Below are 18,718 nucleotides of genomic sequence, written 5' to 3' on the forward strand. Positions count from 1 at the left end.
AGCAGTCTAACCATTGGGGTTCCCTTAGGGAACTTCAGTTGCTACAGTTTTGGAGTCTCCTGAAGGAACTTAGAAAGGAACCTGGCGATGACCAAAGTCTTCAGCGCCCACGCCGTGTCGGTCGATGGGTACATCACCGGCCGCAATCCCGACGCCGAACACGGACTCGGTGACGGCGGAATGCTCTTCGACTGGTATTTCAACGGCGATACCCCTAGTCAGGTATTCGACGGATTCGCACTGAGCGAGCCGAGCGCAAAAGTCTTCGACACCCTGGCCGCGCGCGTGGGAGCGGTTGTGGCAGGGCGCAATACGTATGAGGACTCCAGCCACTTCGGCGGCGGCAGCCCGCACCCGTCTGCCCGGCTGCACGTCCTGAGCCACCGCCCCGCACCGGAGATCACCGAGCGGCAGACGCTCGTCACCACGGGAATCGAGGATGCGATCGCGGCAGCTCGCGCGGCCGCAGGCGACCGCGATGTCGCTCTCATGGGCGGCGGCGTCGTCACCGCGGCCCTGCGGGCCGGACTGGTCGACGAGGTGATCCTGCATCAGGTCCCCATCCTGCTCGGCAGCGGGCGCCCCTTCTTCCCATCACTCCCCGAGCACGTGCGCCTGCACCTGGTCGAAGCCATCCCGGCCCCGGGCGTCACCCATCTGCACTACGAGGTGCGGCGATGAGCCTCGATCCGGATGTGCGCCGCGTACTCGACGGCGCCCCGCACGCCCACGTCGCCACCGTCCTCCCCGACGGCGCTCCCCATGCCGTCCCCGTCTACATCGGCACCGAAGGCGACCGCATCGCGATGTTCACCGGCCCGGGCTCCCGCAAAGCTCGCAACCTGCGCCGAGATCCACGAGTGGCCCTCTCGATCACCCCCGCCGACAACTTCTTCCACCCGGTGATCATTCGAGGCAGGGTGGTCGAGTGGCTCGACGGCGATGCTGCCTGGACCATCGTCGACCGAATCGCCATGAAGTACACCGGCTCCCCCTACCCCCGGACCCACGATCGAGTCGTCCTCCTCATCGACCCCGAGTAGCAGCCGCCTTGCCGTCGAGAGACGGAAATACGGCCGTGCGGCAGGATATCGATGTGACTGAGTTTCTCGACGATACGCGGCTGGAACAGAGTTCGGTCGTGGCCAACTCCGCGATGAACCGTGACCGCCGACTCCCCGCGTACCGCCGCGAACTCGGCTTCGACCCGGTGGCATGGCTGGCCGCACGACAGGCGCCCCAGCGCTGGCTGGACATCGGATGCGGCAGCGGCCACGCCCTCTTCGAAGCAGCTCGGTCGCTGCCCCGACAGGTCCAGATCATCGGCCTCGACCTCGTCGGCTACTTTGCCGGATCCCCGTGCCCCGGAATCGATTTGGTCACCGGTTCGGTGCTGACCTGGACCCCGGACACTCAGGTGGACCTCATCACAGCCGTCCACAGCCTGCACTACATCGGCGACAAACTCGAAGCGCTGACACGAATGTCGTCCTGGCTCACCACCGATGGACAATTCGCCGCCAACTTCGATGCCTCCTCGGTGCGCTGGGCCGACGGCTCCCCGATCGGCAGGAGATTCACTACCGCCCTGCGGGGCAACGGATTCCACTACGACGCCCGGAATCGAAGACTTACCCGCACCGGGCACGCGATTCCTGGATGGGAGTTCCGGTATCTCGGCGCCGATGACCACGCCGGGCCGAACTACACCGGACAGGACAGCGTCAGCTCGCATTACGACCGCAGCTGAACACCGGCCTGAGCGGTCAGAAATCGTTCCCGGGCAACAAATATTGCCGGGATGTCGAGATATTTGACCGCTCAGGCCGAGCCGCTCTGGATATCGGGCTGCCTTTCGAGGGGCGGGTCAGTCGTCCTCGAGGATTTCCGCGAAGGCGATGATCACGCCCCCGGTGGCGTGTTCGAGGGTGGCGGCGACCAGGGGGCCTGCTTCGGAGGCAGCGGCGCTGGCGGAGGCGTAATCGGTGAAGTAGAGATCCAGGAGTCGGTAGGCGGGGGTTGGGCTGCCGTCTTCCTTGGGCCAGACCTTGGAGGTCTGCAGTTTGGTGAGACCGGGGAGTTTGCGCGCCAGGGTGAGTTGGTCGGGGTAGGCCGACTCGAAGGCGCCGGGGTCGGTGGGATTGGAATAGACGAAGGTGATCTTGGTGGTATTGCCGTGCTCGGTCATTGCTGACCTCTCCGTTAGTCTCCGTTGATACCAGCGAGCGCACCCGCTCACGGTTGTCGACACTAGCCAGAGGAATGGGTAGCGACTATGACCCAACCGCCGGTAAATCTTGCCGATCGTCCAGCGACACAGGCTGATTCGCCAGCTGACCAGTCGGACGACCTACTCTCGGAACTACTCCGGAGCGTGCGTCTGAGCGGTGAACGGACCACCGAATACGGTCCGCCGCACACCTTCTCGATCGGCTTCGCCGATACCGGCAGCCTGCACATCATCGAAGCGGGCGAGCTCGAGCTCCGAATCGACGGCGATTCCCACGTCGAACAACTCAGGTGCGGCGATGTTGTCCTGCTCCCGCGCGGCGACCCCCACCACATCAGCAATGCGGGCAACCGCACATCAGCGAGCGCCGCGGAGAACAACGCATCCGAGCCGGCGCGCTGGCTCTGCGGCACATTCGCCATCGGCGACCCACAGGCGAGCCACCTGCTCGGGAGCCTGCCGCCCGTGATCATCCTCGGCGACGCCCGCGCCCCGGCCCCCGAGGGCCTCGCAGTGGCGCGCAGGATGCTCCTGATCGAAATGCATTCGCCCTCACAGGGATCGGCGGTCATGATCGCCCGCATCCTCGATCTGATCTTCATCCAGATCCTGCGCGCCTGGGCCGCGGGCAAGGACGCCGAACCCAACTGGCTCGCCGGTGCATTCGACCCGCAGATCGGGTTGACCCTCAGCGCGATCCACCGAAACCCCGGCCACGACTGGACAGTCGAGGAGCTGGCCCACACCTGCAACCTGTCCCGGTCGACCTTCGCCGCACGGTTCGTCGCTCGCGTCGGGAAGCCCCCGGCCACCTATCTCGCGCACGTCCGCCTCGATGCCGCCACCGAACTGCTCCGCAGCACCTCCCTGCCGGTCACGCTCATCGCGGAGCGCGTCGGCTACACCTCGGAGGCCGCATTCAGCCGGGCGTTCAAGAACCGCTACGGCACACCACCCGCGCGCTGGCGACGAGAGAGGCCGGGACGCTGACGAACCCGGTCCGAAGCACGCGAAAGACCCCGCCCGGATGTAGGGTCCGGGCGGGGTCCGTGTCCCCCGGGCGAGGTTCGCCGGGTCAGGCCAGCTACTTCGCGGGAGTGAAGGGCTGGTTGATCGTGGTGAAGTACTGCACCGCGGCCAGGATGGCGACCGGGGCGGTAATCAGGAGCTGCCCGGCGAGGGTGCCGAGGAAGCCGATGGCCGCCATGCCGCCGATGCAGCCGAGGACGGCGGCGGGAACGATGGGGCCGAAGAGACCGACGATGGCGGCAGCGGCAGCGCCGGCGCCGACAACGCCGCCGATGATGCAACCGACAGCGCCGCCGCCGAGACCACCGGTCAGGGTGCCGATGGCGGCACCGGTGGCGATGGTGTCACGCATACGGCCCCAGGCGGCCTGCTCGCGGTCGTAGGGGGTCTTCCAGGGGGCTGTGTCGTCGAAGGGCAGCGCGACCGGCTGGTAGACAGCCTTGTCGATCTCCAGCTCCGGGGTCAGGGTGGCGGTGTGGTCGCTGATCTCAGCGGCGATCGGGAAGACGAAATCGTCCACCCGGAAGGACAATTCGGTGCCGCCGAGCACGGCGCCATTGGCAGCCTTGATCTTGAAGACGCCGTTCTCATTGGTCAGCGAGCCGGCATCGGTCTTGATGATCGTCGACTTCTCGGTATTGGTCGCCGTGAAGTTCACGGCCTCGTTCTGATCAGCCTGGGCCGCTCCGGTGGCCCCGGCGGCAAAGCCCAGCGCGGCGACGAGCAGCGCGGACGCCGCAGCAGTCTTCCTCATCTTGGTTTCTTCTTCTCTCTGTCATTCCCCGAATCGGGAACTAGGCACGTGGATTTACGTGCTTGTCTGTCGCGCGTGATTCCCTCGGGGACAGGGCCTTTCGCCGTCACAGGTCCAGGACCAGCAGATCCGAGCGCGCCCGGGAGACGCAGGGCATGAGGGTCGCCCCGGCCTCGCGCTCGGCGGCGGTCAGCACCGTGTCGCGGTGCTCGATCTCGCCTTCCAGCACCGGCGTCTCACAGCTGCCGCAGGTGCCTTCCCGGCACGAGGTGATGACCTCGATGCCCGCGCTCTCCAGCACCTCGACGATGGTCCGGTCCGCCGCGACCCGCAGCGTGCGCCCGGTGCGAGCCAGTCGCAGTTCGAACGCCCGATCACCGGTCGTATCCACCTGTTTCGGCACGAATCGCTCGGTGCGCACCTCGAGTCCCGCCAGCGCGCCTTCGGTTTCGACGACGTTCAGCAGCGGCTCGGGTCCACAGCAGTACACCGTGCTGCCCGCATGCTCGGCGAGGATCGTCGCGATCGGCAGCAGCCCGCTCTCGTCCTGCGGCATGAGATGCACCCGCTGGTGCCGCAATTCGCTCTCGAAGGACAGGTGTGCCCGCGTCCGCGCCCCGTAGTAGAGCGACCAGCGCGCTCCCGCACGCTGCGCCGCCGCCAGCATGGGCAGGATCGGCGTAATGCCGATCCCGCCCGCTACGAACAGGTACGCGTCACTGGGCACCAGTTCGAAGTTGTTGCGCGGCTGCGAAACCCGGAGCTGCGTCCCGGGCTCAGCGGTGCGGTGCAGATGATCGGAACCGCCGCGCCCGGCCGGTTCGTGCAGGATGGCAATGCGCCAGTGCCGCTCATCGGCAGGATCGCCGCACAGCGAGTACTGCCGCACACCGGCCGCACCGGCGCTCACATCGATGTGCGCGCCCGGCGTCCAGTGCGGCAGCGGCCCGCCATCGACGTCCGCCAGCTCGAGAGCGAATACACCCTCGGCCACATCACGTCGATCGGTCACCCGAACCGTCAGGTCGGTCATCGCATCCCCTCGGTGGAATCAGCGTCGGGATCACCCTGACCGAGCAGTACCGTTGATCGCGCGCCGGTAGCGGGAGTCGATTCGTACGATCGGCTCTGCCTATCGCCCGGACCTGACACGCTGCGGCGGACCGACACTGACCCCATGAGCGCTGTGACGGAGCTGGTCGAGCAGACCAGACAGTTCGTTATTGATCACGTCATACCGGTCGAACGGGAGGTGGTGGTCGACGGTCGCGTCACCGATGACGAGATGCGACTGGACCTGCAGAAGAAGGCGAAGGCCGCAGGGGTTTTCGGTCCCCTGTCGGACCCGCGCTACGGCGGTCTCGGCCTGGACACCCGCGGCCAGGCGCAGGTGCTGGAGGCCGCGGGCGCCAGCCTGCTCGGCCCCCTGGCGGTGAACGCCTGGGCCCCCGACGACGGCAATATCCACCTGCTGGCGCATGTCGCCAATGCCGAACAGCAGGAACGGTATCTGGCCCCGCTGGCCTCCGGCGAGGTCCGCTCGGCCATCGCCCTGACCGAGCCCGCCCCCGGCGCCGGCTCGGATCCGCGCATGCTGCAGACCACCGCGCAGGAGACCGACACCGGCTGGGTCATCAATGGCGCCAAGCACTTCACCACCGGTGCGAACGGCGCGGCCTTCATCATCTGTGTCGCCATGACCACCGACGGCCCCACCATGTTCCTGGTCGATCAGGACAATCCGGGTCTGCAGGTGGGCCGCCGCATGCGCACCCTGGATCACACCAGCGCTCCCGGCGGGCACTGCGAGGTCAATTTCGCCGACTGCGAGGTGTCCGACGCCGCGGTGCTCGGCCAGGTGGGCCGCGGCCTGGAGCTGGCGCAGGTCCGCCTCGCCCCGTCGCGCCTGACCTTCTGCATGAACTGGCTCGGCCTCGCGGTGCGGGCGCAGCAGTTGACCATCGACCACATCACCGGCCGGCACTCCTTCGGTGTTCCGATCGCCGAACACGGTCTGGCGCAGGGCCTCATCGCCGACAGCGAGATCGATATCGCCGCCGCCCGCAGCCTGGTCCGCGCGACCGCCGAGACCATCGATATCCACGGACCGACCTCCCCGCAGGCCCGCCACGAGACCTCGATCGCGAAAACCTTCGTCTCCGAGGCGGTCTGGCGGGTGCTCGATCGCGCGGTGCAGCTGCACGGCGCACTGGGCGTCACCGAAGACCACCTGGTCGCCCGATTCCTGGTCGAGGCCAGGGCATTCCGCATCTACGAGGGTCCGTCCGAGGTACTGCGCTGGTCGATCGCCCGGCGCGTACTGCGCGGACCGCGCTGAAAGGAACGATCATCATGACCACCAGAACCCTCCCCGGATTCGGCGCCGCCTACCCGGACCTCGATCCCGCCGCCATCGATTACGAATACCTGCGGGCGGTGTCGCAGGCCCTGGTCCCCTTCGGCCGCCACGTCGGCACCGTCATCAGCGAAATCAGCCCCGACCGCTCGGTCGTGGAGATCCCGCCGGGCGATACCGTCGGCAATCACATGGGCACCGTGCACGCCGGTGCGCTGTTCACCGCCGCCGATATCGCCGGTGCGGCAGCGTTTGTCGGCGCGGCGGCCGCTCGCCTGCACACCGTGGAGGCGCTGGTGCTGCGCGGCGGCACCGCCTCGTACCGCAAACCGGCGCAGGGCCGCATTCGTGCCGTCGCCACCGTCGATCTGCGCGAACTCGCCGACATTCTCGCCGCGACCACCTCCTCGCGCTTCGAATTGTCCGGCAAGGCAGTACTTCTCGACGACAACGAGGTGGCGGTCGCCAAATTCACCTTCGACTACGTCTGCATGGTGACCATCGCCGGAACGGAACTGTCGTGACCACCGCGACGCCCAAACCGCCGTCGGAGTTCAGCACTCTGGAATCCACGCGGGTCTCCCCCGCCGACGGTATCGAGTTCACCCTCCGCTGGCTGCCCGCCGAGCGCGCCGACGCACCGGTCGTGCTGATCCTGCCCGCCATGGCGATGAAGGCGCGCAATTACCTGGCGCTCGCCAAAGGACTTCAGGCGCAGGGCCTTTCGGTGGCAACTGTCGATCTGCGCGCACACGGTGAGGCCCGGCCCGCACTGGGCGATCACACCGACTTCGGCTACCGCGAGATGATCGAGATCGATCTGCCCGCCATTGTCGCCGCGGTCGAAGAGCGCTTCCCGGGAGCGCCGGTCCACCTGTTCGGCCACAGTCTGGGCGGTCAGCTCGCCCTGCTGTTCGCCGCCGCCGAACCCGGCCGCGTCGCCGGCGTGACCGTCATCGGCACCGGCACGGTGTTCTGGTGGGCATTCGGCCCGCGCCGCTGGTTCGAGGCGCTGAGCCAGATCCAGTGGATCGGCATCAAATCGCGGATCTCGGGCCACTGGCCCGGCGGTGTGCTGATTCCGGCCCCGATGCCCGGCGGCGTCATGATCGACTGGTCGATCCACTCGCTGACCAGCTACTACCGCCCGCGCGGCACCAGCCGCAAATACAACACCCTGCTCGCCGCCCTGAAGCTGCCGGTGCTGGTCATCTCGCTGGATCAGGACGTGCTCGGCCCGAAATCCAATGTGGACTTCCTGGTGTCGCGCATGCCCGCCGCCCAGGTGACCCAGTGGCATATCGACGAGAACTCGCCGATCCAGCATCGCGATCACTTCCTGTGGGTGAAGGACGCACCGGCCGTCGCGGCGGGTGTGGCGGGATGGATCACGACCGGCGCACAGCCGGTCTGAAGGAGAAACGTGGCACGCCTGCAGATCGACACGGTGTCGAAACAATTCGGCGCCGACTACGCGGTGCGCGAGGTGAGCCTCGACATCGCCGATGGGGAATTCCTGGTGCTGCTCGGCCCCAGCGGCTGCGGCAAATCCACGCTGCTGCGCATGATCGCGGGGCTGGAGCAGCCGTCGTCCGGCCGAATCCTGCTGGACGGCAATGACATTACGCAGGAGGCCCCGCAGCGCCGGGATCTGGCGATGGTGTTCCAGAGCTATGCGCTGTACCCGCACCTGACGGTGGCGAAGAACATCGGCTTCCCGCTGCGCGCCCGCCGCCGTCCCCGCGCGACCATTGCCGCGCGGGTCGCGGAGGTCGCGGCCACGCTGGAGCTCTCGCAACTGCTCGACCGCCGTCCCGCCGCGCTCTCCGGCGGCCAGCGGCAGCGAGTTGCCCTGGCGCGCGCCATGGTTCGCGATCCGGGCGCCTTCCTGATGGACGAGCCGCTGTCCAACCTGGATGCGAAGCTGCGCAGTGCGACCCGCGCCGAGCTCATCGCCCTGCACCGCCGCCTGGGCGCCACCTTCCTGTACGTGACCCACGATCAGGTCGAGGCCATGACCATGGCCACCCGAATCGCACTGCTCAATGGGGGGCGGATCGAACAGGTCGGCACCCCCGAGGAGCTGTACGACCGGCCGCGGACAACCTTCGTGGCCGGATTCCTCGGCTCCCCGCCGATGAATCTCTTTCCGGCACAGGTGATCCGGCGTGAAGGCGAACTGTGGGTGCGGGCCGACGGGGTGGAAGCGGCTCTCGACATCACCGCCTCCGAGAACGACGAAGAGACGTCGGTCATCGCCGGAATCCGCCCCGAACGCCTGCGCATCGACGATGCCGCCACTGCCGTACGCGGGCAGGTGACCATGGTGGAGAACCTCGGCAGCGAGGAGCTCGTCCATGTCACGGCGGGCTCGGTCGAATTGTGCGTCCGCGCCGCCCGGCCCGCCGGGGTGCGCGCGGGCGAGGACATCGGTCTCAGTGTGCACCCCAGCGATATTCACCTTTTCGAAGCCGACTCCGGGCTCCGACTCTCGTGGCAGCAGCCCGAGCAGCTCGAGATACCCGTTCCCGAAGCGACGGCCGTGTCCGTCGCCTGACTTCCGTACGACCCATTCGATGAGGAGAAATACCGTGAAACGCACCCTGCCCCTTGCGGGCTTGGTGTTCGCCGCCACGCTCGCGCTCACCAGCTGCGGGCTCGGCGGCACCACCTCCACCGACTCCACCGCCACCGGACAGGTCCCCGAGCTCAAGCCGGACCAGCAGGTGTCGATCGTGTTCGAGTCCTACAACTACGGCCTGGCCGGCGCGTGGACCGACACCTTCAACTCGCTGATCTCCGATTTCGGCAAGAGATTCCCGAATATCAAGGTCACCGCGCAGAAGCCGCAGGGCAACAGCCCGAACCCGGCCACCGACACCATCTCCAGCATTCAGAACCAGATGGTCGCCGGCACGCCGCCGGATGTGGCCCAATTGGGTTTCAGCGACCTGGATTTCACCATCCACCAGCTGCAGGCGAAATCCCTCGACACGCTATTCGGCAAGCAGGCGGTCCAGGCGAATTTCGACGGCGCCACCTTCCCGTTCGCCCCGAAGGCCCGCACCCTCGACGATTGGGACGGGCAGACCTACGGTGTGCCGTTCGTCTTCTCCACCCCGGTGCTGTATTACAACGCCAGCCTCTTCAGCCAGGCCGGGCTCGATCCGAACAAGCCGCCGGCCACCTGGCAGGAGGTCGCGGACGCGTCCAAGGCGATCAATACCAAGACCGGTAAGGACGGCGTCTACATCGACTGCCTGACCAAGGCCGCCAAGGACTGGTGCTTCCAGTCCATGGTGCGTTCCAATGGCGGGCGGGTCATCTCCGAGGATCGCCATTCGCTGACCTATGCCGACGATCCGTCCGTACAGGTCACCAAGATGGCCCAGGATCTGGTCAATGCCGGCGAAATGCCGAAGCTGGCGCAGAAGCAGGGCTACGAGGCGTTCGCTCGCGGCGATATCGGCATGATCCTGGAGACCAGCTCCATTCAGGGCACCTTCACGGCGGGCGCCAAGGACAAGTGGGATCTGCGCGCCGCGGCCATGCCGAGCTTCGGACCCAAGCCGACCGTGCCCACCAATTCCGGTGCGGGCCTGCACATCCTGTCCAAGGACCCGGCCAAGCAGCGGGCGGCCTGGGAGCTGATCAAGTTCCTCACCAGTGAGGATTCCTACACCAGGATCACCACCAATATCGGCTACCTGCCGCTGCGCAGCGATATGCTCACCGCGCCGGGCGTGCTGCACGACTGGGCCGCGAAGAATCCGCTGGTCACCCCGAATGTCGCGCAGCTGGCGAATATGGAGCCGTGGGTTTCCATGCCGGGCAATAACTATCTGCAGGTCCGCGACGGCATGATGGACGCGGTCGAGTCGATCGTCTTCCAGGGCAAGGATCCGCAGTCCACACTCACCGCCGCTCGTAACGAGGGCGCCAAACTGCTGCCGGCATCATGAACGAATTGACGCTGATCCAGCTGACCGACACCCATATTCGCGCCAGCGGTGAGCAGGTGCTCGATACGGTGGACACCTACGCCGCACTCGATCGCGCACTGCAGCAACTGCTTTCGAGCGGACGGCACATCGACGCGCTGCTGCTGACCGGTGACCTCACCGACAACGGCTCGATCGAGGGCTACCGCCGCCTGCGCGAAGCCGTCGAACCGGTGGCCGAGAAGCTCGGGGCCGAACTGGTCTACGTCATGGGAAATCATGACGAGCGCACCGCGTTCGGCGTCGAACTGCTCGGCCGCGAGCCGGGTTCGGTCGATCCGGCAGCCCCGCACGATCGGGTCACCGAGGTATCCGGACTGCGAATCATCGCGCTGGACAGCACCATTCCGGGTCTGGCCGACGGCAGGCTGGAGCCCGAGCAGCTGGCTTGGCTCGCCGAGGAACTGCGCACCCCCGCACCGCGGGGCACGCTGCTGGTGCTGCACCATCCGCCGCTGCCGTCCGCCATCGCGGCCGCGCAGGTGCTGAAGCTGCAGCATGCCGAACAACTGGCGGCAGTGGTCGCGGGCACCGATGTGCGCATGATCCTGTGCGGGCACAACCATATGACCGCCGCCTCCGCACTGGCCGGAATTCCGGTGTGGGTCGGTCCGGCCCTGGCCTACCGCCTCGACGCCATGTCGCCGGTGGGACGCCAGCGCAGTATCACCGGATCCGGTTACAGCCGAATCGATGTGCTGCCCTCGGCGGTGATCGCCACCGCCGTGGAGACCACCCCCGCGACCGAGATCTACAACAATGACGAGGCCGCCGTGCTCGAACGACTGGCGACCGTGGTCGCACACTCCGGGTGATGCGGTGTTCGTCGTAGACGCTCCGCAGGCCGCGCCGCTGGTGACCGTTACGGCACCGGCGGCGCGGCCGCGCCGCATCCTGGCTCGCCGGGTGCTGCGCATTGTCTCGCCGTATCTCTATCTGGCGCCGGCGCTGTTCCTGGTCGTGGTGTGGACCTATCGGCCGCTGCTGCAGGCGTTCGAATTGTCCACCTACTCATGGAATCTGCTCCCGTCCTCGCCTATGAAGCCGGTGGGCGCCGCGAATTACACTCGGCTGCTGGAACTTCCGACCTTCTGGGCGTCTCTGCGGCGAACCGCGGAGATGATCGCGGGCCTGCTGCCGTTCACGGTGGCGCTGCCGCTGCTCGTGGCCCTGGCCAGTCAGCGGGTGCGGGGCCGCGCCCAGACGCTGTACCACGCCTTCATTTTCGCGCCCTTCCTCGTCGCTCCGGTCGCCGCGGCGGCGGTATGGCGCTGGCTCCTGCATCCGGGCAGCGGATTCGTCGATCAGCTGCTCGGCAGCAAGCGGAACTGGGTGTACGACGTCTCGACGGCACACGGGGTGATCATCGTGATCACCGGCTGGCAGCTGCTGGGCTTCGCGGTGCTGGTGGTGTGGGCCGGATTGGCCGGTATCAGCGGCGATTACAACGAGGCGGCCCAGGTGGACGGCGCCAGCCCCGGCCAGATCCTGCGCTGGATCACCCTGCCGATGCTCTCGCCCACCCTCATGTTCCTGGTGCTCACCACCGTATTGCTCAGTCCCACACTGACTTTCCCGCTCATCGATACGATGACCCAGGGCGGGCCCGCGCAGGCCACCACGAATATCTATTACCTGCTGTGGGATTACGCATTCCACAGCTTCGACGCCGGATTGAGCGCCGCCGCAGGCGTTCTGCTCTTCCTCGGCTTCGGCGTGGTGGCCGGGATACTCGTCTGGATCTCGGAAAAGGTTGCCTTCAACGATGACTGATACGTCGCCTGCCACGATCACCGACACCTCGATCGGTGCACGCGTGCGGACCGCGAGCAGTCATCTGCTGCTGGCGGTCACCGCGCTCCTGTGCGTCTTCCCCATCTACTGGCTCTTCGCCACGGCTCTGCGCCGGCCCGAGGACGTCAACTCGCAGTCACCGCTGCCGTGGCCGCTGTCGTTCAGCAGCTTCTCCACCGCGGCACACGAGGTCGACATCGCCGGCCTGATCGCGAATACCTTCTTCGTGGCGATACTCTCGGCCACCGGACAGCTGCTGGTCGCACTGCTGGCCGCGTACGCCTTCGCCATGTACACCTTCCCGCTGCAGAAGCTGCTGTATCTGGCGTTCGTCGGCATCTGGCTGGTGCCGTTCCAGGTGACCATGCTGCCGAACTTCATTCTGCTCACCCGGCTGGGACTGATCGACTCCCTGATCGGCATCGTCCTGCCCACGCTGTGCTCGGCGCTCGGGGTGCTGATGATGAAACAGCATATGGCAGCCTTTCCGAAGGAGTTGGTGGCCGCGGCGAAGATGGACGGGCGCTCCTCCTGGTCGATTCTCTGGACGGTCGTGGTGCCGAATCTGCGCTCCGCCCTGGCGGCCCTGGGCATTCTGCTGTTCATCAATGCCTGGAACGACTACTTCTGGCCCGCGGTGGTGCTGCGCAAGTCCAATGGGGTGCTGCAACTGGGCCTGCGCAGCTTCATGGGCACCGAGGGCACGCAGTGGGGGCCGATGATGGCCGTCGCGGGCCTGGCCTGCCTGCCGGTGCTCGCGCTCTATCTGCTGCTGCAGCGGCACATTGTCAATGCCTTCGTCCGCTCCGGACTGAAGTAGGCGCTACAGCCCGAAGACGCGGCGCGCGTTGCCCTCCAGATACAGTGCGCGCGTCCCGTCATCGAGGCCGAGCTCGTCCAGACCGGCCAGCGCGTGCTGCGGGAAGATCATCGGATAGTTGGTGCCGAACAACACCTTCCGGCGGCCGCTGCGGGTCTTCAGATACGAGACGAGCTCGGGCGGAAGGCGTTTCGTGGTGTAGGCCGAGGTGTCGATGACCACGTTCTCATGCTTGCGGGCGACCGCGATCATCTCCTCGGTCCACGGGTAGCCGATATGGCCGCAGACGATGGTCAGCTCCGGGAAATCCAGCGCCACGCGGTCGATATACGGAATCGGCCGCCCAGGCTCCGAGGAGCGCAGTGGGCCGGTGTGACCGACCTGGGTGCAGAACGGAATGCCCAGGTCCACACACGCGGCGTACAGCGGGTAGAAGCGGGCATCGGTGGGCGGCACCTCCCACAGCCACGGCAGCACCCGCAGGCCCACGAAACCCTGCTCGGCACACCGGCGCAGCTCACGCACGGACTCCATGGGCTTGCGCAGATCCACCGAGGCGATACCGGAGAACCGGTCGGGCGCCTCGGCCACCCATTTGGCGACCTCGTCATTGCTGATCAGCACGCCCTCCGGCGCCGACCAGGCCGAGATGAGCGCCCGGTCCACACCGGCGGCATCCATCACCGCCAGGGTCGCCGACAGCGGGATCTCACCCGCGGGGATGGCATCACCGGTCCACTTCCGCAGTGAGGCGAACATGTCCTGTGCGAGAAAGCGGGCGGTGGGATGTTGCGCCCAAGCGTCGATCGTCATGCGCCGGTGCTCCTTTCGACCTCGTGTCCATCATGGCCGTAGATCGATCAGTTTTGAAGACGCTGTTGCCGCAGCGGCTGATCGAACTCAAAGCGACCCGGATGTGGCCCACCAACGTGGTCCTGCGGGTTACTCGGGAGGGGGTGCTCGCATCGTGTGAGGTGGTGAGGATAATGATCTTGGTTTGTTTGCCGTCTGCTGCGTTGTGCGTGTGATTCCATCCCGAGACAGGGCGGAGGCCACTGACGATGACCGTTTCAGCGAGCATGCAGTACCGGGTGAATCTCTTCGACGAGCTTGAGGATGCGGTGCGCGAGATAGCCGCCGGTCGTGCGGTGATCGTGGTCGATGACGAGCACCGGGAGAACGAGGGCGATCTCATCATGGCCGCCGAGATGGCCACGCCCGAGGCACTGGGATTCTTCATCCGCTACACCGGTGGCGTGGTGTGTGCGCCCATGCCGGCCGAGCGGGCGGATCTGCTCGGGCTGCCATTGATGACCTCGGCGAACGAGGACGAGAAGCAGACCGCGTTCACGGTGACCGTCGATGCGGTGGCGGGCGTGGTGTCCGGGATCAGCGCTGCCGATCGGGCCGCGACCCTGCGGACGCTGGCGGGCGCGGGCACCACTGCGGGTGATCTGCAGCGGCCGGGGCATGTGTTTCCGCTGCGCGCGCACCCGGGAGGTTTGGCCGAGCGGCAGGGTCACACCGAAGCCGGCGTGGAGTTGATGCGGCTGGCCGGATTGTCGCCGGTCGCGGTGATCAGCGAGGTGTGCCACGACAACGGGTCGGTCATGCGGCTGCACGATCTTCGGGTATTCGCCGATACCCATGGGCTGAAACTGATTTCGATCGATCAGCTCATCGCCGCGGCCACTCGTCCCGTGTCGGCAACCGCTCGTCCTGTGTCCGCAGCAGCTCGTCCCGAGTCCGCAGCAACTCATCCCGAGTCCGCAGCAGCTCGTCCCGAGTCCGCAGCGGCTCATCCCGAGTCCGACGTGATCGTTCCGGCATGAGCGGGCGCGTCGATGCGGTCCTGTTCGATCTGGACGGGACGCTGGCCGCGACCATGGAGCCGTGGGACCGCTGCTGGTCGGATTACGCTGCCCGCCATGGCCACAACTGGTCCGATGGCGACCGCCGCCGGACACATGGCCACGGTGACTGGGACCGGTATCTCGCGCGAGTGTGCGGTGTCGAGCCGGCCGATCGAGTGGTCACCGACTGTGTGGATCTGATGGTCGGCCAGGTGCGGTCCGGGCGAATCGCCTTGCTGCCGGGTGCGGAGGCGCTGCTGGCCACGGCCGTGAGCAGTGCGATGGCCGGTGTGGTGTCGGCGTCGCCGCGCCGATTCGTGCATGCCACGCTCGACCATTTCGGGCTGGACCGGTTCCTGCGGGTCGTGGTGGCCCGCGAGGACCAACCAGCCACGAAACCACACCCCGACCCCTGGTTGCACGCTGCGGCCCTTCTGGGAGTCGATCCGCAATACTGTGTGGCAGTGGAGGATTCGGCTGCCGGCATTCGGTCCGCGCACGCGGCGGGTATGCGAGTGCTGGCCATTCCGAGCTGGAGCCCGGCGCTGCATCCGGTGGAGGTGGAGTTGGCCGATCACCTCGCCACCGATGCCGTCCATGCCGACCGCTGGCTGCGCGCCACGCTCACCGCCGCAGGCTCCACACCGATGCCCGCGGGCATGTGACCGATCCAGCCGTGACCGGGGAGTTTTGGACGACGCAGGGGAACTCAACTCGGCCCCCAGCTATAGATCCAGGAGCTTCCCCGCGTCGCGGCGATCACTCTAACGGTGAGATCCGAACAATGCCACTCAATAATTCGGTTCGCTGATCGAGGCGCGGGCAGCAGAGCCCAGCACGGCTATCAGGGCGGAACCGGCGACGAGATTGATACAGGCGGTGGCGATTTGGGACGTCTGGTCGGCGGTGAGGGTGAACGGGACGATCACCGCGACGGCGGTGACCAGGGCCACGATCCAATAGAAGAGGGTCATGGGATTGGGCATGAACAGCAGCAACAGTGTGAGCAGCGCCGTCGACAGCAGCGCCACCGCCGCACCGCCGAGCGCATACCCGGTCGTACTCGCATTGCCGTAGCTCCCATTGCCCTCGGGAGCCAGGAGCGCGAACCCGAACACCCCGCGCACCAGCAGCACTCCGACCACGATCACCAATGCCACGACAATGGCCGCCCCCACACCACCGGCCCACAATTTGCCGAAATCGATGCCACGGTCGGACCCCGGCTCCTCATGCCCGGAGTCGGCTCGCGGTGCGTACGGTTCACCCTGAACTGGCACGTTGTAGTCGCGCATGCGCCAGACCGTACCGGCACGACCGCCCTCCCCACGCGAATACGCCGTCCACACAACACGACACGGCACCGACGCGCCGTATGACCACCGCGCAACCACGCAAAACGTACACCCAGCCTGCGAGCCGCTGCCGAGTCACAACCCGCGGCAAACCTCCAGCGGCCCGATCGAGCCCGTGACCAATGAGGCCTCGCCAGCGCTCATTCCCACGCGAAGCGGGGCTGGTCCATGTGGTCGACGCGAGTGGTGCGGTGATGCAGGGCCACTTCACGGAATTGATAGAGGATCGCAGCGGTCGGGGCATGGAGATGGCCGCCCAGCAGGGGCAGCTGGATGGCGAGCCGGTCGGAACCCCGGACGGGCACAAAGCGCGGTTCGACATCGAGATCCGAGAGCGGAATCCAGTGCACCACAGCCACTTCAGCGGGATTCGGGGTCGGGGTCGGCGAATCGCCGATCCAGGCCACCACCGGCGTCATCACATACCCGGAGCGAGTCGGGTAGTCATCGAGCAGCCCGAGCACCGTAGAGCGTTCCACTGCAATCCCCAACTCCTCATGCAACTCCCGCAACGCCGCCTCTTCCGCATCCTCCCCCGGATCCACCCGTCCGCCCGGCAATGCCAATTGCCCCGCATGAGCCCGCAGCCCCGAAGACCGCTCCGTCAGCCAAATCCCCTGTTCCCCACCACGCTCGGCAATCGCAATCAACACCGCAGCAGCCTTACGACCGACAGGATCAACCCCCCGCCGCGAAAACCCACCCACCGCCTCCGCAATCCCCCGCCGCAACTCATCCCCCGGCACCTCACCCCAGCGGTATCCGCCACCGTCCCCATCGACCGCCATCAGCCGAACCTAATTCGCCCTCCACCCACCGTCAAACCCCCACCCCGGCAGACTCGGTGCCGCGCAGGACAAAGATCAACTCATCAGTGCGTTCCACAGTTCAGTGTGCTCAGCAGGTCGAGATGATTTCTGTGTGTTGCGTTTCGGCCACGGCTTAGGGTTGACCCAAGACAGCAGCACGTGTGTGCGGGTCCTGACGTTTCGTTAGAATTGCTCATGACGCCGAGGGACCTGTTCTTCCGATTGGACGCCGATCACCGACGGCAGGTTCACCTTTCGCTGTGCGAGGATGCCCTGCCGACCTGGATCGGTTACATCCGGAACAAAGCCACCCCACTTCGCTACCGCGACTCGCTTGTCGGGATGCGGCACCACGTGGATCTCGAGCTTCCGGCCGACGCCCTTCGGTCCGCACGCGCCGGAGTGGATCTCGCGGATGTCGGCACCCGATACCTAGAGCCCATCACCGCACTGCAAGACAACGATCTGACCTTCCCCGACCCCGTCGAGTTCGCCTACTACGCGATCTACAACTGCTTCCGCAAGTACGTCCGCGGCGGCGACATACCGGATTGGCTGATCGTCAACCAGGCCTTATCAGTTCACGACGTCAGCGAGGTCGCGTCACGCCTGACCCGCACGATCAACGACGCCGATCCGGCTACGAGCGGCAACGCCGAGATCCCAGCCGAGAAGGAGGGAACGGATCATCCCGCGGATTCGTCGCTCTGATCGCCCAACTGGGCTCGGGAGTGAGATGACCGAGTTCGCGGTACCTGGGTCATGATCGTGAGTAGCTTCTGTGTATGGACAATGAGGGACCCAGTCGGACGGCGCTCGTGACTGCTTATGCGCGGGCTTATCACCAGATTGCGGACCGGCCGCGGATTCTCACTGATCCGCTGGCGGCGCGTCTGCTGGGTGCCACGGTTGAGGAGTTGACCGAATTGGGACGGGCCGTACAGGAGCGTCCTGGTAGCGGGATCGATCTGGGAATACTGCGGATGGGGGTCAGTGATCGGCCGCGCCGTTTGTTCTTTGCCGCTCGTGCGCGTTTCGCCGAGGATCGTGTGGCCGAAGCCGTCGCCGCCGGCGTGCGACAGGTCGTGATTCTCGGTGCGGGCCTGGATACCTTCGCCTTCCGCAACCCGCATCCCTCACTGCGGGTATTCGAGGTCGACCATCCCGCTACCCAAGCGTGGAAACGCCAGCGGCTCGCCGCATCCAGTATGGATCTGCCTGAGCGGTTGACGTTCGTGCCGGTCGACTTCGAAACCGACACGCTGGCAGCACGATTGGAGGCCGCCGGATTCAGCCGGACGGATCCGGCCGTATTCGTGTGGCTCGGTGTCGTCTTCTATCTGACCCCCGACGCCGCCCGCACCACCCTCGAATACATTGCCGGTCAATCCGAAGCGGTCGAGGTGATCTTCGACTATCTGCAGCCGGGTGACACCGATGAGGAGCGGGCGCAGCTGAAGGCGCGCGCACATCGAGGAGCAGCCGTCGGCGAACCCTGGTTCAGCTACTTCACTCCCGATGACATCGCCGCACAGTTGCGCTCGCTCGGCTTCACCGAGGTCGAAGACCACTCCGCGACGGACCTCATCACCGGATACCTCGAGGGATCCGCGGAATTCGACGGCGAACCGCCCCGGTCATTGCGCCCGGTCCGCATCCTGCGAGCAAGCCGCTGAGGACTTCGACGACGGCAGCCGTACGGCCCGAGATCGCCTCG

The 18,718-nt window shown here is 66.4% G+C and carries 22 protein-coding genes; 16 read left to right on the forward strand and 6 right to left on the reverse strand.

The annotated features are described in order from the left end of the window. Positions 1-87 precede the first annotated feature (87 nt). The 3 genes from OG326_RS27675 to OG326_RS27685 are packed head-to-tail and all read left to right on the forward strand — an operon-like array spanning position 88 to position 1,750. On the forward strand, positions 88-681 hold the full coding sequence (locus tag OG326_RS27675; protein WP_327140050.1) for a dihydrofolate reductase family protein: 594 nt from the start codon (positions 88-90) through the stop codon (positions 679-681). Beyond that, positions 678-1,043, forward strand: a complete 366-nt coding sequence (locus OG326_RS27680) for a TIGR03618 family F420-dependent PPOX class oxidoreductase (RefSeq protein ID WP_327140051.1) — start codon at positions 678-680, stop codon at positions 1,041-1,043. Before OG326_RS27675 ends, OG326_RS27680 begins: the two co-directional genes overlap by 4 nt. A 53-nt stretch (positions 1,044-1,096) precedes the next feature. Further along, complete coding sequence (locus OG326_RS27685; RefSeq protein ID WP_327140052.1) at positions 1,097-1,750, forward strand: class I SAM-dependent methyltransferase; 654 nt, start codon at positions 1,097-1,099, stop codon at positions 1,748-1,750. Between the two features lie 117 nt (positions 1,751-1,867). On the opposite strand, the gene OG326_RS27690 is transcribed toward OG326_RS27685, so the two are convergent. Further along, positions 1,868-2,188 carry an EthD family reductase gene (locus OG326_RS27690; protein WP_327140053.1) on the reverse strand — a complete coding sequence of 107 codons (321 nt, stop codon included), beginning with the start codon at positions 2,186-2,188 and terminating at the stop codon, positions 1,868-1,870. 87 nt (positions 2,189-2,275) lie between these two features. Between OG326_RS27690 and OG326_RS27695 the strand changes: the two genes are divergently transcribed. Beyond that, positions 2,276-3,220, forward strand: a complete 945-nt coding sequence (locus OG326_RS27695; RefSeq protein ID WP_327140054.1) for an AraC family transcriptional regulator — start codon at positions 2,276-2,278, stop codon at positions 3,218-3,220. A gap of 94 nt (positions 3,221-3,314) precedes the next feature. Here OG326_RS27695 and OG326_RS27700 read toward each other — a convergent pair whose 3' ends face one another. After that, the gene (locus OG326_RS27700; protein ID WP_327140055.1) at positions 3,315-4,013 is read right to left on the reverse strand and encodes a hypothetical protein; all 699 of its coding nucleotides are present in this window, start codon (positions 4,011-4,013) and stop codon (positions 3,315-3,317) included. 106 nt (positions 4,014-4,119) lie between these two features. Further along, positions 4,120-5,046 (reverse strand): PDR/VanB family oxidoreductase, encoded by a 927-nt coding sequence (locus tag OG326_RS27705; RefSeq protein ID WP_327140056.1) that lies wholly within the window; start codon positions 5,044-5,046, stop codon positions 4,120-4,122. A 144-nt stretch (positions 5,047-5,190) separates the two neighbouring features. Here OG326_RS27705 and OG326_RS27710 point away from each other — a divergent pair, with 144 nt between their 5' ends. Genes OG326_RS27710 through OG326_RS27745 form a run of 8 tightly spaced genes read left to right on the forward strand, consistent with a single transcriptional unit; the run spans position 5,191 to position 12,984 of the window. Further along, the gene (locus tag OG326_RS27710; protein ID WP_327140057.1) at positions 5,191-6,351 is read left to right on the forward strand and encodes an acyl-CoA dehydrogenase family protein; all 1,161 of its coding nucleotides are present in this window, start codon (positions 5,191-5,193) and stop codon (positions 6,349-6,351) included. A gap of 14 nt (positions 6,352-6,365) precedes the next feature. Beyond that, positions 6,366-6,893 carry a YiiD C-terminal domain-containing protein gene (locus tag OG326_RS27715; protein ID WP_327140058.1) on the forward strand — a complete coding sequence of 176 codons (528 nt, stop codon included), beginning with the start codon at positions 6,366-6,368 and terminating at the stop codon, positions 6,891-6,893. Then, positions 6,890-7,783, forward strand: coding sequence for an alpha/beta hydrolase family protein (locus tag OG326_RS27720; RefSeq protein WP_327140059.1), 894 nt, complete (start codon positions 6,890-6,892; stop codon positions 7,781-7,783). Before OG326_RS27715 ends, OG326_RS27720 begins: the two co-directional genes overlap by 4 nt. Before the next feature lie 9 nt (positions 7,784-7,792). Continuing rightward, positions 7,793-8,926, forward strand: coding sequence for an ABC transporter ATP-binding protein (locus OG326_RS27725; RefSeq protein WP_327140060.1), 1,134 nt, complete (start codon positions 7,793-7,795; stop codon positions 8,924-8,926). A gap of 34 nt (positions 8,927-8,960) precedes the next feature. Then, complete coding sequence (locus tag OG326_RS27730; RefSeq protein ID WP_327140061.1) at positions 8,961-10,331, forward strand: ABC transporter substrate-binding protein; 1,371 nt, start codon at positions 8,961-8,963, stop codon at positions 10,329-10,331. Continuing rightward, complete coding sequence (locus tag OG326_RS27735) at positions 10,328-11,185, forward strand: metallophosphoesterase (protein ID WP_327140062.1); 858 nt, start codon at positions 10,328-10,330, stop codon at positions 11,183-11,185. The genes OG326_RS27730 and OG326_RS27735 overlap by 4 nt, the downstream gene beginning before the upstream one ends. Positions 11,186-11,189: 4 nt before the next feature. Next, complete coding sequence (locus OG326_RS27740; RefSeq protein ID WP_327140063.1) at positions 11,190-12,143, forward strand: carbohydrate ABC transporter permease; 954 nt, start codon at positions 11,190-11,192, stop codon at positions 12,141-12,143. Beyond that, complete coding sequence (locus OG326_RS27745) at positions 12,136-12,984, forward strand: carbohydrate ABC transporter permease (RefSeq protein WP_327140064.1); 849 nt, start codon at positions 12,136-12,138, stop codon at positions 12,982-12,984. The genes OG326_RS27740 and OG326_RS27745 overlap by 8 nt, the downstream gene beginning before the upstream one ends. A 3-nt stretch (positions 12,985-12,987) precedes the next feature. Here the strand turns inward: OG326_RS27745 and OG326_RS27750 are convergent, their stop codons facing one another. Further along, positions 12,988-13,797, reverse strand: coding sequence for an amidohydrolase family protein (locus OG326_RS27750; protein WP_327140065.1), 810 nt, complete (start codon positions 13,795-13,797; stop codon positions 12,988-12,990). A gap of 248 nt (positions 13,798-14,045) precedes the next feature. On the opposite strand from OG326_RS27750, the gene ribB reads away from it, so the two are divergent. Together ribB and OG326_RS27760 are read left to right on the forward strand one after the other, a co-directional pair. Beyond that, on the forward strand, positions 14,046-14,816 hold the full coding sequence (gene ribB, locus OG326_RS27755) for a 3,4-dihydroxy-2-butanone-4-phosphate synthase (RefSeq protein ID WP_327140066.1): 771 nt from the start codon (positions 14,046-14,048) through the stop codon (positions 14,814-14,816). After that, positions 14,813-15,502, forward strand: a complete 690-nt coding sequence (locus tag OG326_RS27760; protein WP_327140067.1) for an HAD family hydrolase — start codon at positions 14,813-14,815, stop codon at positions 15,500-15,502. Before ribB ends, OG326_RS27760 begins: the two co-directional genes overlap by 4 nt. A 126-nt stretch (positions 15,503-15,628) precedes the next feature. Here the strand turns inward: OG326_RS27760 and OG326_RS27765 are convergent, their stop codons facing one another. Both OG326_RS27765 and OG326_RS27770 read right to left on the reverse strand, forming a co-directional pair. Beyond that, on the reverse strand, positions 15,629-16,132 hold the full coding sequence (locus tag OG326_RS27765) for a DUF6069 family protein (protein ID WP_327140068.1): 504 nt from the start codon (positions 16,130-16,132) through the stop codon (positions 15,629-15,631). 200 nt (positions 16,133-16,332) lie between these two features. Beyond that, complete coding sequence (locus OG326_RS27770; protein ID WP_327140069.1) at positions 16,333-16,980, reverse strand: NUDIX hydrolase; 648 nt, start codon at positions 16,978-16,980, stop codon at positions 16,333-16,335. 216 nt (positions 16,981-17,196) lie between these two features. Here OG326_RS27770 and OG326_RS27775 point away from each other — a divergent pair, with 216 nt between their 5' ends. After that, the gene (locus tag OG326_RS27775) at positions 17,197-17,712 is read left to right on the forward strand and encodes a hypothetical protein (RefSeq protein WP_327140070.1); all 516 of its coding nucleotides are present in this window, start codon (positions 17,197-17,199) and stop codon (positions 17,710-17,712) included. 74 nt (positions 17,713-17,786) lie between these two features. Continuing rightward, entirely contained in the window at positions 17,787-18,677 is an 891-nt protein-coding gene (locus OG326_RS27780; protein ID WP_327140071.1) for a class I SAM-dependent methyltransferase, read from the forward strand. Positions 18,678-18,718: the final 41 nt, after the last annotated feature.

This window comes from Nocardia sp. NBC_01327, from assembly GCF_035958815.1.
Taxonomy (GTDB): domain Bacteria; phylum Actinomycetota; class Actinomycetes; order Mycobacteriales; family Mycobacteriaceae; genus Nocardia.

Excerpts from the sequence above, each read along its gene's own strand:
- OG326_RS27675 (WP_327140050.1), top strand. The coding sequence starts at position 88 with ATGACCAAAGTCTTCAGCGCCCACGCCGTGTCGGTCGATGGGTACATC.
- OG326_RS27680 (WP_327140051.1), top strand. The coding sequence starts at position 678 with ATGAGCCTCGATCCGGATGTGCGCCGCGTACTCGACGGCGCCCCGCAC.
- OG326_RS27690 (WP_327140053.1), bottom strand. The coding sequence starts at position 2,188 with ATGACCGAGCACGGCAATACCACCAAGATCACCTTCGTCTATTCCAAT.
- OG326_RS27695 (WP_327140054.1), top strand. The coding sequence starts at position 2,276 with ATGACCCAACCGCCGGTAAATCTTGCCGATCGTCCAGCGACACAGGCT.
- OG326_RS27700 (WP_327140055.1), bottom strand. The coding sequence starts at position 4,013 with ATGAGGAAGACTGCTGCGGCGTCCGCGCTGCTCGTCGCCGCGCTGGGC.
- OG326_RS27705 (WP_327140056.1), bottom strand. The coding sequence starts at position 5,046 with ATGACCGACCTGACGGTTCGGGTGACCGATCGACGTGATGTGGCCGAG.
- OG326_RS27710 (WP_327140057.1), top strand. The coding sequence starts at position 5,191 with ATGAGCGCTGTGACGGAGCTGGTCGAGCAGACCAGACAGTTCGTTATT.
- OG326_RS27715 (WP_327140058.1), top strand. The coding sequence starts at position 6,366 with ATGACCACCAGAACCCTCCCCGGATTCGGCGCCGCCTACCCGGACCTC.
- OG326_RS27735 (WP_327140062.1), top strand. The coding sequence starts at position 10,328 with ATGAACGAATTGACGCTGATCCAGCTGACCGACACCCATATTCGCGCC.
- OG326_RS27745 (WP_327140064.1), top strand. The coding sequence starts at position 12,136 with ATGACTGATACGTCGCCTGCCACGATCACCGACACCTCGATCGGTGCA.
- OG326_RS27750 (WP_327140065.1), bottom strand. The coding sequence starts at position 13,797 with ATGACGATCGACGCTTGGGCGCAACATCCCACCGCCCGCTTTCTCGCA.
- ribB (WP_327140066.1), top strand. The coding sequence starts at position 14,046 with ATGACCGTTTCAGCGAGCATGCAGTACCGGGTGAATCTCTTCGACGAG.
- OG326_RS27760 (WP_327140067.1), top strand. The coding sequence starts at position 14,813 with ATGAGCGGGCGCGTCGATGCGGTCCTGTTCGATCTGGACGGGACGCTG.
- OG326_RS27765 (WP_327140068.1), bottom strand. The coding sequence starts at position 16,132 with ATGCGCGACTACAACGTGCCAGTTCAGGGTGAACCGTACGCACCGCGA.
- OG326_RS27770 (WP_327140069.1), bottom strand. The coding sequence starts at position 16,980 with ATGGCGGTCGATGGGGACGGTGGCGGATACCGCTGGGGTGAGGTGCCG.
- OG326_RS27775 (WP_327140070.1), top strand. The coding sequence starts at position 17,197 with ATGACGCCGAGGGACCTGTTCTTCCGATTGGACGCCGATCACCGACGG.
- OG326_RS27780 (WP_327140071.1), top strand. The coding sequence starts at position 17,787 with ATGGACAATGAGGGACCCAGTCGGACGGCGCTCGTGACTGCTTATGCG.